12 protein-coding genes are annotated in these 12,875 nt (G+C 61.2%); 10 read left to right on the top strand and 2 right to left on the bottom strand.

The window, feature by feature from the left end:
* Window positions 1–879: 879 nt before the first annotated feature.
* From K3F44_RS15200 to K3F44_RS15180, 5 genes are all read left to right on the top strand, one after another.
* Window positions 880–1,665, top strand: a complete 786-nt coding sequence (locus K3F44_RS15200; RefSeq protein ID WP_220632515.1) for a hypothetical protein — start codon at window positions 880–882, stop codon at window positions 1,663–1,665.
* Complete coding sequence (locus K3F44_RS15195) at window positions 1,662–2,330, top strand: ABC transporter ATP-binding protein (RefSeq protein ID WP_220632514.1); 669 nt, start codon at window positions 1,662–1,664, stop codon at window positions 2,328–2,330. The genes K3F44_RS15200 and K3F44_RS15195 overlap by 4 nt, the downstream gene beginning before the upstream one ends.
* Window positions 2,320–3,498, top strand: coding sequence for an ABC transporter permease (locus K3F44_RS15190; RefSeq protein ID WP_220632513.1), 1,179 nt, complete (start codon window positions 2,320–2,322; stop codon window positions 3,496–3,498). Before K3F44_RS15195 ends, K3F44_RS15190 begins: the two co-directional genes overlap by 11 nt.
* Window positions 3,491–4,948: a TolC family protein gene (locus K3F44_RS15185; protein ID WP_259406997.1), complete on the top strand. Its 1,458-nt coding sequence runs from the start codon at window positions 3,491–3,493 to the stop codon at window positions 4,946–4,948. The genes K3F44_RS15190 and K3F44_RS15185 overlap by 8 nt, the downstream gene beginning before the upstream one ends.
* A 76-nt stretch (window positions 4,949–5,024) precedes the next feature.
* Entirely contained in the window at window positions 5,025–6,167 is a 1,143-nt protein-coding gene (locus tag K3F44_RS15180; protein WP_220632512.1) for an efflux RND transporter periplasmic adaptor subunit, read from the top strand.
* Between the two features lie 154 nt (window positions 6,168–6,321).
* Here the strand turns inward: K3F44_RS15180 and yaaA are convergent, their stop codons facing one another.
* Complete coding sequence (gene yaaA / locus K3F44_RS15175) at window positions 6,322–7,095, bottom strand: peroxide stress protein YaaA (protein ID WP_220632511.1); 774 nt, start codon at window positions 7,093–7,095, stop codon at window positions 6,322–6,324.
* A 137-nt stretch (window positions 7,096–7,232) separates the two neighbouring features.
* Between yaaA and K3F44_RS15170 the strand changes: the two genes are divergently transcribed.
* The 5 genes from K3F44_RS15170 to moaE all read left to right on the top strand — a co-directional run bounded on the left by K3F44_RS15170 (window position 7,233) and on the right by moaE (window position 11,337).
* The gene (locus tag K3F44_RS15170) at window positions 7,233–8,393 is read left to right on the top strand and encodes a polysaccharide deacetylase family protein (RefSeq protein WP_220634193.1); all 1,161 of its coding nucleotides are present in this window, start codon (window positions 7,233–7,235) and stop codon (window positions 8,391–8,393) included.
* A 289-nt stretch (window positions 8,394–8,682) separates the two neighbouring features.
* Complete coding sequence (locus tag K3F44_RS15165; protein ID WP_220632510.1) at window positions 8,683–10,077, top strand: PhoH family protein; 1,395 nt, start codon at window positions 8,683–8,685, stop codon at window positions 10,075–10,077.
* A gap of 95 nt (window positions 10,078–10,172) precedes the next feature.
* Window positions 10,173–10,646, top strand: a complete 474-nt coding sequence (gene moaC / locus K3F44_RS15160) for a cyclic pyranopterin monophosphate synthase MoaC (RefSeq protein ID WP_101322033.1) — start codon at window positions 10,173–10,175, stop codon at window positions 10,644–10,646.
* Window positions 10,643–10,888 (top strand): MoaD/ThiS family protein, encoded by a 246-nt coding sequence (locus tag K3F44_RS15155; RefSeq protein WP_150572142.1) that lies wholly within the window; start codon window positions 10,643–10,645, stop codon window positions 10,886–10,888. The genes moaC and K3F44_RS15155 overlap by 4 nt, the downstream gene beginning before the upstream one ends.
* Before the next feature lie 2 nt (window positions 10,889–10,890).
* Window positions 10,891–11,337 (top strand): molybdopterin synthase catalytic subunit MoaE, encoded by a 447-nt coding sequence (gene moaE / locus K3F44_RS15150; RefSeq protein WP_101322031.1) that lies wholly within the window; start codon window positions 10,891–10,893, stop codon window positions 11,335–11,337.
* 25 nt (window positions 11,338–11,362) lie between these two features.
* On the opposite strand, the gene rhlB is transcribed toward moaE, so the two are convergent.
* Complete coding sequence (gene rhlB / locus K3F44_RS15145; RefSeq protein ID WP_101323100.1) at window positions 11,363–12,808, bottom strand: ATP-dependent RNA helicase RhlB; 1,446 nt, start codon at window positions 12,806–12,808, stop codon at window positions 11,363–11,365.
* Window positions 12,809–12,875 lie beyond the last annotated feature (67 nt).

Raw genomic sequence — 12,875 nt, 5'->3', positions numbered from 1 at the left:
CTGCTGGCGCGGCGGCGTCGAGCTTGGCTTGTCGATTATTTGGCGCCTGATGTTTGGCGTTTAATGCCGCTCCGCCCCGTCTATCACGCGGTGCTCTGCAATGGGGCTCACATGCCGTAACAGAGCAAGACCTTACGAACCTTAAGGGTTTGAGGCTGGGTGCCGTTAGAGATGATGGATGAGCTGCAGGTGCTGGCCTGGAACGATGGAGCGTCGTGGGCAGCCTTGGATCAGAAGTCACCTTCAGCAGCCAGTGAGCAGCGCCCATCCGATGAAGGGTGCGCGCTGCCACCCAGCAGATCCGATCCACGGAGCTGCCCAATAGGGAAGAGTCAATATGAGAAATCTGATGGTAGGCATCATGGGCGCTGTATCCCTGTCCTCTGTGGGGCTGGCGCATGCTGGGCCGCCTGTAGAGGTAACATTCAAAAGCATGGGGTCGGCGAAAGCGACCCTGAAAATAGTTACTTCCAATGAGTCCAGCACTTACTTGGCTGCCAAGCCAAAGCCCGCTGAAGAAGTCCCTGCTGGGGCTAGCAATAACTTTACGGTACAGCGAGTAATTAGTCCTGACGTGAACGCGGCTATGGTGCGATACACGATCGGTCAGAAGACGTGTGCTTTCGGCACCACGTTTCAGATGCGGGTGTTGCCCGGGGGAATAAAAAAGCCGGAATGGACCAAAACGGCCACCCCGTCTGGGGGAGCCACCTGTACGGCGATCATTACTGCTACTGCTGCTAATTACTCATGGCGAGTTGAGTTCGTGATGAAGTAGCGTTTTACCCAACAGCGCCGCCCGCTCAGGTGTAACGAGTGGGTTGCACATGATCTGGGCGTGCGCTTAATCCAAGGCGGGCGCTCGAAATGAACAGGTGCATGATGCAAATAAAGAATAATGAATTCACCCTGAATAGCGCCAGTGAGGTACGAGTTTCCGCACGCAATACTGGTGATCAAAGCTCACCTGTAAATGGTGTGGTTGTCAGCGAAAACAGCCAGGAAACCCTATCATCCCTTGCTCAGAGGCTGAGTGCAGCTGAACAACGCGCAAGTGCTCGTGACAGTCAATTAAGCCGTAAGGAACTAACCGCTCTGGCTGCATCCATCAGAGAAAAAGTGTATGGCGCAAGTTACGATCTCAACAAAGCAAAACATGAAGCAGAATTACCTGGCAGCGATGACCCTCAGTGGCTTGCAAGTGCCCGGCAAGCGACGGATTTTATCAATGGTCGAAGTGAGAACCCATTCTTTGGCATGAGTGCACAGCAGTTGAGTGTTATTGCCTATGACGAAGGAGGTTCGTTCACGACTAATGAACGTCAGGCGGCGATGATTGAGTCAGGTCGGCAGTACAGTGAATGGTCAAAGTCTGTGGTTGGGAAAATGTGGGATGAGTATCAGCAGAGAGGAAAAAGTACCGAAGGTCTTAAGGAGATCTTGGCATATTACAAGGCGCTGCCACCAATAGAGGAGTCACGTTACGGCAATTACGAAGTGGAAATCATGCTTCAGCTGGACGTGCAGGAAGTTGACTGGCCAGAATTCAATACGTCTCTTCTTGATATGTTGGCCAACGAATGGAAACCCGCTAATGAACGCGAGGATGCGGCCGGCGACGAGGGCAGCGCCAAAGGTCTTGGCAACGAGGCAAGTCCCTCATGAGTCCCGCCATCTCGCTTGAACACGTCCACCATTCACTCGGCGGCGAGGTGATCCTTGGTGATGTCTCGCTGTCGATCGCTCATGGTCAATCCTGCGCCATCGTTGGCCCGTCAGGCTCTGGCAAAAGCACGCTGCTTAACCTGATCGGTCTGCTCGATGAACCCTGTCATGGCCGTGTGCTGATCGGTGGTGAGAACATGACCGGTGCCAGCGGTGCGCAACGGGCAATGATGCGTAACCGCAGCATCGGCTTCGTCTTCCAAAGCTTCCACTTGCTGCCGCGCTTGACTGTGCTGGACAACGTTGCCTTGCCGCTTTTTTATCGCGGCATGCCTGTGCTGCGGGCCAGATGCGCCGCGCGACGGCAGCTGCAGTCGGTCGGGTTGGGGGCGCGCATGAGCCATCGGCCAGCCGAGCTTTCCGGCGGCCAGCGTCAACGCGTCGCGATCGCCCGCGCGTTGGTCGGCGAGCCGCAGTTGTTACTCGCCGATGAGCCCACCGGCAACCTTGATGGCGAAGCGGCGGCAGATGTGCTTGAGCTATTGAAAGCGCTCAATCGTGAGCGCGGTGTGACGCTGTTGCTGGTCACTCATGATCCCGCGATGGCCAGCCACATGCAGCGCTGCTTGAACGTGTGGGCAGGGCAGGTCGGCGATGCTCGCTGAACATTACGGGCCGAGCGCTTCTCAGCGGCTGGCCGAATCGATAGCAAACCTGGGCACGATGGGGCGTCGCGCCTGGCTGGGCTTGTTGGGCATTGCGGTGGGCTGCGCCGCAGTGGTGGCGTTGCTCAATGTCGGCCATAGCGCCGCCTTGCAATCTCGGCAGTTATTTCAAGGCATGGGCAGCGAGTTGCTGGTCGCCACTTTGCAGCGTGATAGCGAGACCCCGGCGATGACGGTTCAGCCGCCGCAGCTGTCAGCGGTTTCACCACTGCTGATCAGCGCAGCGCCGCTGGCGATGGCGCCGGTCGAGGTGCGTCTGGGCGCTATCACTGAAGCGCTCATGGTCACAGGCAGTACACCGGCGTTAGCCACTGTTCTCGACCTGACCGCCGACCAGGGACGGTTGTTGTCAGAGCATGACGCCCACAGCCCTTACCTGCTGCTGGGGGCGATCGCTGCGCAGCAACTGCAGGCGTGCGTGGGCGACCAGTTGCAGCTGGGTCGCTATCTGTTCGAAGTGATCGGCATCCTTGCTCCGATTGGCTACAACCCGTTGCTGCCAGTGGCGGTCGATGACGGCTTGCTGATACCGCTGCAAGCCATGCGCCGCTTGTCATCGGCACCGCAGATCAGCGCGGTAGTGGCGCTGGCGCGCGATTCACAAAGCGTGCGCGTTGCTGCTGATGAATTGGCCGGTGATCTGCGCATGCAACTGCCCGGCGCTGAAGTCGAAGTGCAGGTACCCCAGCAGTTGCTTGATGGCATGGCCAGCCAGGCGCGTCTGTTCAGCTGGTTGTTGGCAGGCCTGGGCGCTATCGCACTGCTGGTTGGCGGCGTAGGCGTCATGAATGTAATGCTGATGAGCGTCATCGAGCGGCGGCGTGAGATCGGCGTACGCATGGCGCTCGGCGCACGGCCTGTGGATATCGCTTGGTTGTTTCTGCTCGAGGCGGTGATTCTGGCAAGTGGCGGGGCTGTGCTTGGTTCGATGGTTGGGGTACTGGCCGCCTGGTTGTTCGCTTGGCTGTCGGGCTGGGATTTTGCCCTTGATCCCTGGTCGATACCGCTGGGCGTGGTCAGTGCGCTGCTGATCGGGGTGTTCTTCGGCCTGCAGCCGGCGCTGGCTGCTGCGCGTCTGCAACCCGTGGCAGCGCTGCGTGATGAATGACCGGATGATGCGCTGCTGCCTGCTGCTGTGCCTGCTGCCTGGTATCACCGCAGCCGCCTTGCGCTCGCCTGGCCAGATCATCCCCGGGGCGGTTTCGGCCAAGGCGGTTACAGCTCGTGACGAGCTGGTGTTGAGTCTGAGCGACGCGATTGCCTTGGCCTTGCGCGACAACCGCAGTATTCGCAGTGCTTACTTGCAGCGCATTGCTGACAAGTTCGAGCTGCGCGTTGCAGCTGACCGCTACGCGCCACAACTTTCCTTCAAGGCGCAGTATCAGGCCAACCGCAATCAGGACGATCGCTATCGCCAGGCGGAGTTAACGCCCAGCGCGAGTGTGCTGACGGCTTACGGCACCCGCGTGAGTCTCGACTGGGCCTACGGCCAGACTCGGGGCAATGCAGCTGGGCCGCGTTATCGTGACGGCGCTAACCTTATGCTGATCCAGCCGCTGCTCAGAGGTGCAGGGCGTGACATAGCCATGGCACCGTTGCATCAGGCGGAACTGGCTGAGCAGGCCAATCGACTGGCCCTCAAAGATCAAGTGTCACACACCATCACCAGCATCATTGGCTTGTATCGCGACTTGTTACGTGCGCAGGAACAACTAAACATCACCGATGATGCACGGCAACGGGCCAGCCAGCTGATTGCCGTCAACCGCGAGCTGATTGACGCCGGGCGCATGGCCGCGTTCGAGATTGTTCAGGCCGAAGCAGAGCTGGCCAATCAGGAACTGGCTCTGGAGGGCAGTCGTAATAACCTGCACGCTGGCCGCCTGGCGCTGCTGCAAGCACTGGCTCTGGACCTGGACACGCCCTTGCGCGTTAGCGAAGAGGCGGAAGCCGAGCCGATCGGGCTAGATCCGAGGCGGGCTTTAGCCCAGGCTGAAGCCTTGCAGCCGATCTATCTGCTGCAGTTGCTGGCCGATCAGCAAGCAGACCTCGATCTGCGCCTTGCCAAGGATCAGCAGCGCTGGGACTTGTCGTTGATCGGTGCTACCAGCCAGGCCCGTGAGCGGCCAAGTTCCGGCAAGGTCTGGGAACACTATCTGGGGTTGCAGTTGGAAATCCCAATTGCTGACTTGAGCCGGCGGCAAGGGCTGGTACGGGCCCAAGTCGCCGTTGATAGTCGACGCTTGCAACTGGCCGACGCCCGTCAGCAACTGCAGCGCGAGGTTGTCGATGGCGTGCGCGAAGTGCAGGTCAGTTGGCGCCAGTTGCAAATCGCCGGGCGAGCACTGGATCTGTCACGGCGCAAGCTCGCCATCGAACAGGAGAAGCTAGCGCTCGGCCTGTCGAGCAACTTTCAGGTGCTCAGTTTCGAGAGCGATCTGCGCGGCGCACAGAGTGCACGGCTGGACGCGCAGGTCGCCTATTTGAATGCGCAGACCGCTCTTGACTTGATTCTGGGCACGACATTGGACAGCTGGGACGTGGCCATCAATGACTAGGCAGCAGGTGTTGGCAATTTCGATGCTGGTGCTTGGCTGCCTTCTGCTTAGCCCATGGCGCCCTTGGCCGGCAGAAGTGAGCGAGAATAGCGTCGGCTCATGGCTGCGGATCGAGCCGCAACTCATCGAGCAGCGCCTTGGCGTGCTCGGGCGGATTCAGGCTGTTCGTCAAGTGACCGTGGCGGCGCCGTTTGCCGGCCTGCTTCAGGCGCTGCCGATAGCGCCGGGGCAGCAGGTGGCAGCGGGAGATATCATTGCTGTACTCGACACTGCCGAACTGGACCCGCAGGTTCGCCAAGCTGAAGCGCAGCTGCTGCAGAGCCAGCGCGCGTTGCGGCAACTGCAAGCCTGGGCAAGCGGCTCGGAGATGGCCCAGGCCAAACGCGCGCAGGCTATGGCCAGCAGCAGCCTGGAGCTCGCGCAGGCAGCCTTGAAGCAGACGCAGCGGCTGTTCGACCGGGGTATCGTCGCCCGTCAGGAAGTGGAGGCCTTGCAGCAACAAGTGGTGATGCTGCAGCAGGACCTGCTTGATGCCAGGCAGCATCTGCGACAAACCCGTGAGCGCGGGCAAGGCGTAGATTTGCGACTGGCGAGCATTGAACTCGACGCTGCTCAAGCGCGCCAGCGCGAGTTGGCGGCGTTACGTAACCAGTGCGAGGTTCGCGCACCGTTCAGTGGGCTGCTGGTGCCCCGGCCAAGCGAGGACCGCCAACTTGCGCTGCAAGTCGGCCAGTTGGCCAGTCAAGGCACGCCGCTGTTTGTGCTGGTCGATCTGAGCCAGTTACAGGTGCGCGCCGCACTGGAGCAAAGCGATCTGCACAAGGTTCACGAGGGGATGTTCGTGCAGGTAAGCGGGGAGGGGTTTGCTGGGCACACGCTCAACGGCCGGGTCGTCGCGGTTGGTCAGCAGGCCAGGACCGAGGAGGGGCAGGGCGCCTGGTTCGATTTGTTGATTGCTCTGGATACTCAGCCAGACCCGGTCGCGCTGGGCGTTCGGCTAGGGATGAGCGCGCAGGTGACCGTGTTGCTGTACAGCAATGAGCAAGCGCTGGCGGTGCCTGCAGCGGCGCTGCGTACTGACGACGGCAGTGGCCACTACGTGCTGTATCGCGCGGACGACTATCAGCCAGGGCGCAATGTTGTCGTCACGCCCCTGCGCGCAGTGCCGCAAGGCGTCGAAGTTCAAGGGCTGGAGGCGGGTTGGGTCTGGGTGGAGTAAGACGCTGGCGGTCAGCACGTCCTTTGGCGTGTAGGAGCGGCCTCGCCGGAACGCCGGACCGGTCGGAAAGGCGCGCGTAGCGTGCCCTCATTTTCAGCTTCGCCGCCGACATCGCCGGCCCGCTTTGCGGGCCTTTCGCGACACAAGGCCGCTCCTACACGTGATCCCGCAGAAACACCAGCTGATCCGGCTTCGACTGCTCAACACTGTAGTAGTACCCCTGCACATCGAACTGCTTGAGCTGCTCCGGATCGGCGATCCGCTCCTGGATCACGAACCGGCTCATCATCCCGCGGGCTTTCTTGGCGTAGAAGCTGATGATCTTGTACTGGCCGTTCTTCCAGTCCTTGAAATCGACGTTGATGACCCGTGCCTTGAGCGCGCTGCGTTTGACCGCACTGAAATACTCGTTACTGGCCAGGTTGAGCAGCACGTCGTCGCCTTGCTCGGCCAGTGCCTGATTCAGCCATTCGCTGATGCGCGTGTCCCAGAAGGCGTACAGGTCCTTGCCGCGTGGGTTGGCCAGCTTGGTGCCCATCTCCAGGCGGTAGGGTTGCATCAGGTCGAGTGGGCGCAGTAGGCCGTAGAGGCCGGAGAGCATGCGCAGGTGATCCTGGGCGTAGCTGAAGTCGTCTTCACTGAGGCTTTCGGCGTCGAGCCCGGTGTATACGTCACCTTTGAACGCGAGCAGCGCTTGTTTGGCATTGTCTGGGGTGAAGTCTGCGCTCCAGCTGCCAAAGCGTGCGGCGTTGAGGCCGGCCAGTTTGTCCGAGAGGTGCATCAGCTCGCTGATCTGTGCCGGGCTCAGGTCGCGCAGTTGGCTGATCAGCGCCTGCGAGTGATCCAGATACTGCGGCAGGGTGAAACGCTCGGTCACCGGCGGGGTGTCGTAGTCGAGGGTTTTGGCGGGGGAAATCACCGTCAGCATCGGGTCGGCTCCTGAAATCGAATTGGGCCGATTCTACGGGCTGAACCGGGCAAGTCCAAACTATGCCGACGATAGTCACAGAACATCGACGAGGGTCGCGCTATAGTGCCGGCCAGGATGAAATGGAGAATCTGATCGTGCGCATTGCCTTGGCCGTGCTGGCCAGTGTGTTGAGCCTGGCCGTGCAAGCCGCCCCGGTCGCCCCGGCCAGCTTTGATCGCAGCCTGTGGCCAGAGCAACTGGACAGCCCGGTGCTGTTCGATGTGGCGTCGCGGGCCGAGATCCTGTCGTTTGCCCAGGTGCTGCAGGAGAGCGAAATGCTCGACGAGCCGGCGCTGGCGGCGCGGCTGCAGCTCAGGCAGGTCAACCTGCCGGTAGTGCGTGCGGTGCGGGCGCGGATGTGGCAGCGGCTGTGGCAGAACTACCAGCAGGCGCAGCGCAGTTGCGAGCAGGATGCGTCGTTCTGCTATCCGCTCGAGTCGATGGCCGAATTGCGCACCCGGGCGGCCACGTTCAATGCCGATGTCGGCGAGTTCTATGTCGGCTGGACCGAACCCAGCCATAGCTTCCATCGGCGTTACCTGGATGAACAGCTGCGCAAGGCCGCGCTGTTCCCGCAGACCAGCAGCGAGATCGAACGGCTGTCCAGCCGCGAGCGCAACGGCGATGAACTGAATGACCGGATGTTCCTGCTGACCTTTGTTGGCGGACCAGGCGGGCAGGGCAGCAGCACCGACAACCTGGCCGATTACCTGCGCCGGCAGAAACTCAACGCCACCTTCTTCGTCCTTGGCAACCGCCTGCAGCAGCGCCGCGACAGCGGCGCTGGCCGATTGCAGGACGTGTACCGCAAGCAGTGCGTTGGCATCCAGGGCTGGGAGTATCGCTCCCACGCGCAATGGCAGGGTTGGCAGGATTCACTGCGGCGCAGCCAGGCGTGGGTGCAGGCCGAGTTACCCGAGCAGTACGTGCCGCTGTTCCGTCCGCCCTATGGCCAGCGGCGCAGCGATGGTGAGGCGTTCATGGCCAGCGAAGGGCTGCAGGTGTCGTTGTGGGATATCGACGCAATGGACGATGGCGCACTGACCGCCGAGGCATCAGCCCAGCGTGTGGTGACGCTGATGCTGTTGTGGCGCAAGGGCGTTATCCAGTTTCATGACAACCAGAGCAAGGCTCAGCCGGCGCTGGAGTGGCTGCTGCAGCACACGGTGCAGAGCGGTATCGGTTGGCAGGATTGCAAGGAATACGGGCGCGGCGCAGACGCTGACGCAACGGCGCAAAGCGGCGTAGGCGGGTGATGGCGATTGAGCTTGATATATGACTCTAGACCCATGCCGGGGCTTCGCCAAGGTCGGATCGTCATTCGGAAAAATAAACTTCATCAACACGTAAAAAAGCTTTTTTTGTTCATCGTTTTTGCGGTATGAAAGAACCAGACAGCCGATTCCTGCAGCACAGGTGGCGTCATCCAGACCCTCCTTTGCCAGGTGAGCCCCCCGCCCGTAACAACGCGGATACGGGGAGAACGGCGTCACTCTGCGACGCAGCCAGAATGCGTCGCGCGGTTCTGACATAAGGTGCCCGAGTATGGATGACCATGGACGCAACCCTTCCTCCAGCAAGCCAATCCTGTATGTGCTCGATACCAACGTCCTGATCCACGATCCCAACGCCCTGCTCAACTTCGAGGAGCACCACGTCGCTATCCCGATGACGGTGCTGGAGGAACTCGACAAGCTCAAGACGGGCACAAAGACCATCGCCGCCGACTGTCGCCAGGCCATTCGCCTGATCGACCAGACCCTTGCCGACGCGTCACCCAATGACGTCGAACAGGGCGTGCCGATCCAGCGTGGCAAGAGCGGAGCAAAAGGCTTCCTGTCGATCCTGATGGGCCCGCGCAGCGAGCCCAATCGCCTGCTGCCGGAAAACCTCGCTGACAACATCATCATCAACCAGTTGCTGGAACTGCGCGCCAAACGTGCGGATCTTGACGTGGTGCTGGTCACCAAAGACATCAACATGCGCCTCAAGGCGCGCGCCTGCGGCATTGCCGCCGAGGACTACAGCACCGACCAACTGGTTGACGACGTATCGCTGTTGTCCAAGGGCTATCACTCGGTCAGCGGTTCCTTCTGGGACCGCGTCAACAAGGTCGACACGCGTCAGGAGCGCGGCCGTACCTGGCACCGGGTACAACTGACCGACCCGTTGCCGTCGGTGCACGTCAACGAGTTCATCATCGACGAGCAAGGCTTCGTCGGCTGGGTCAAAGGCATCCGCGAGGGCGAACTGCTGTTGCTCGACCTGCACCAGGAGCCGCTGTTGCACCAGGAAGCCTGGGGCCTGAAACCGCGTGACATCCACCAGAGCCTGGCGCTGTTCGCCTTGCTCGATCCGGATATCCATCTGGTCAACCTGACCGGCGCAGCGGGTTCGGGGAAGACCATCCTGGCGTTGGCGGCAGCCATCGAACAAACCATGGTCAGCAAACGCTACCGGCGCATCATCGCCACCCGCAGCGTGCAGGGGCTGGATCAGGAGATCGGCTTCCTGCCCGGTACCGAGGCGGAGAAGATGGAGCCTTGGCTGGGCGCTATCACCGACAACCTCGAAGCCCTGCACATGGACGACGAGAGTACCCACGGCAGTGTCGAGTACATCCTTGAACGGGTACCGCTGCAGTTCAAATCGCTGAACTATATCCGCGGTCGCAGTTTCCAGCAGAGCCTGATCCTGATCGATGAATGCCAGAACCTCACCCCGCACCAGATGAAAACCATCATCACCCGTGCCGGTGCTGGCTCCAAGGTGGTCTGCCTGGGCAACCTGGCGCAGATCGACACCCCTTACCTGTCCGCAACCAGCTCGGGCCTGACCTACCTGACCGAGCGCTTCAAGGACTTCCCCCACGGCGTGCACATCACCCTGCAGGGTGTTCCGCGCTCGGTGCTCGCCGAGTACGCCGAGTCGCATATGTAAACCATCTGGCCGGGCGGTTCGCCGCCCGGTTATTTTCGCTGCGAAAAGCTGACTTGCAGGTTTACACTCTCTGCTCCCTTCACAGGAGCAGAGCAGTGCTGACTCATCTCGATTCCCAGGGGCGCGCCAATATGGTCGACGTCACTGAAAAAGCCGTGACCCAGCGCGAGGCAGTGGCCGAGGCGCGGGTACGCATGTTGCCGCAGACCCTGCAGATGATCGTCGACGGTGATCACCCCAAGGGTGATGTGTTCGCCGTGGCGCGTATTGCCGGTATCCAGGCGGCGAAAAAGACCAGTGACCTGATCCCGCTGTGCCACCCGCTGATGCTCACCAGCGTCAAGGTCGAGCTCACAGCCGATGGCGTTGATGGCGTGCGTATCGTTGCCCGCTGCAAGCTCGCCGGGCAGACCGGAGTGGAGATGGAAGCACTGACGGCTGCCAGCGTCGCCGCGCTGACCATCTACGACATGTGCAAGGCCGTCGACAAAGGCATGGTCATCGAACAGGTGCGCCTGCTGGAGAAGGTCGGCGGCAAGAGCGGCGACTTCAAGGCGGCCGCGCAATGAGCGTCGAGGTGGTGTACTTCGCCCGCTATCGCGAGCTGCTTGGGCGTGACGGCGAGCGTCTGGAGGGCGACTTCGAAAATGTTGAAGCAGTGCGCCAGGCGCTACTTGGCAAAGGCCCGGAGTATGCCGTGCTCGCCGAGCAGAACCTGATGTGCGCGCGCAACCAGGACCTTTGCCGTTTGGCTGAACCACTGGCAGATGGCGACGAAGTGGCGTTTTTCCCACCGGTGACCGGAGGCTGAACATGGCCGTACGAGTGCAGCAACAGGCGTTCGATCCCGGCGCCGAGGTCAATGCCATGCACGCAGCCAATGCCGGCGTCGGTGCGGTGGTGAGTTTTGTCGGCTATGTGCGCGACTTCAACGATGGCCGCGAAGTGGCGGGGATGTTTCTCGAGCACGCCCCCGGCATGACCGAAAAGGCCCTGACCAAGATCATCGTCGAAGCCGAGCAGCGTTGGCCGTTGCTCAAGGTTGAGGTGCTGCACCGTATAGGGACGCTTCAGCCCGGCGAGCCGATCGTTTTTGTCGGCGTCGCCAGCGCGCACCGTCAGGCCGCCTTCGATGGCTGCAACTTCATCATGGATTACCTGAAAACCCGCGCGCCGTTCTGGAAGAAAGAAACCACCGAAGACGGACCACGCTGGGTCGAGGGCAGGCACAGCGATCAGCAGGCTGCCGAACGCTGGTAGTTCGGCAGGGCCTGCGATCGGACTATCAGTGCGCCTTGCGCGGCACAGCCTGAAGCAGCTCGTCAGGCGGCATTTCGCACTTGATCTTGCGACCCAGCAGGGCTTCGATGCCCGGCAACTGATACGAGTCGTCTTCACCCGCAAAACTGATCGAGATGCCAGCGGCGCCAGCGCGGCCGGTGCGGCCGATGCGGTGCACGTAGTCGTCCGGATCTTCCGGCAGGGTGAAGTTGATCACGTGGCTGATGCCATCGATGTGAATCCCGCGCCCGGCAACGTCGGTAGCGACCAGCACGGTGACGCGCCCTTCGCGGAAATTCTCCAGAGTACGAATACGCTTGTGCTGCGGTACATCGCCGGACAGCTGAGCGGCGTTGATGCCATCGCGCACCAGGCGCTCTTCGATACGCCGTACTTCGTCCTTGCGGTTGGCAAAGACCATCACCCGTTCCCACTTCTGCTGGGTGATCAGGTTGTACAGCAGCTTGTACTTGTCGCTGCCGGCAACGGCGTAGACGTGCTGCTCGACAGTTTCGCTGGCGACGTTTTCCGGCTCGATCTCGACGATCGCCGGGTTGGTGGTCCACTGCTTGGCCAGGTTCATCACGTCGTCGGTGAAGGTCGCCGAGAACAGCAGGGTCTGCCGTTCGCTCTTCGGCGGGGTCTGGCGGATGATCTGCCGGACCTGAGGGATGAAGCCCATGTCGAGCATACGGTCAGCTTCATCGAGCACCATCACTTCGACCATGTCCAGGTGCACTTCGCCGCGCTGGTGGAAGTCCAGCAGGCGGCCCGGGGTGGCCACCAGAATGTCGCAGTGACGGGCTTCAAGCGCTTTGAGCTGCTTGTCGAAGTCCATGCCGCCAACAAAGGTCATGACGTTGAGGCCGCTGTACTTGGTCAGGTCGGCGGCGTCCTTGGCGATCTGCACCACCAGCTCGCGGGTCGGCGCGATGATCAGCGCACGCGGCTCGCCCATGTAGCGCTCTTTCGGCGGCGGCGTCTGCTGCAGCTGGGAAATGATCGAAATCAGAAACGCGGCCGTCTTGCCGGTACCGGTCTGGGCCCGGCCGATGGCGTCCTGACCGCGCAGGGTATAACCCAGAACCTGGGCCTGGATCGGCGTGCAGTACGGGAAGCCGAGGTCTTGAATGGCATGCATCAGCTCGTTGCTGAGCTTGAAGTCGTGGAAGCGGGTCTTGCCTTCCTGAGCTTCGACGACGAAATCTTCCGGCTTCCACAGGCTGGCCTGTGGCTTGGGCTTGCGTTCGCGGCGAGGCTTGGCTTGCGCAGGCTTTTCGCTGCGCGGCGATACAACCGGCGCAGCAGCAACGGCAGGCTCGGGGTGAGGCTTGACCTCGGTAGCAGGCGGTAGAACCGCAGGTGCGGGTGCTGTCTCAGTGGCTTGGGGAGCAGCCGTTTGCGCTGCGGCGTCTCCCTTGCCGAATATCTTTTTCAGTGCCTTCAGCACGGTCATCTCGTTATTTGATTAAGGAATATACGCCGGCCAGTGTAATGCAAGATTCGGGCGCGGCGTA

This window comes from Pseudomonas sp. S07E 245, assembly GCF_019599025.1.
GTDB lineage: Bacteria > Pseudomonadota > Gammaproteobacteria > Pseudomonadales > Pseudomonadaceae > Aquipseudomonas > Aquipseudomonas shirazensis.
The sequence above is the reverse complement of the archived record's forward strand: the minus strand, read 5'-3'. Positions and strand labels throughout refer to the sequence as shown.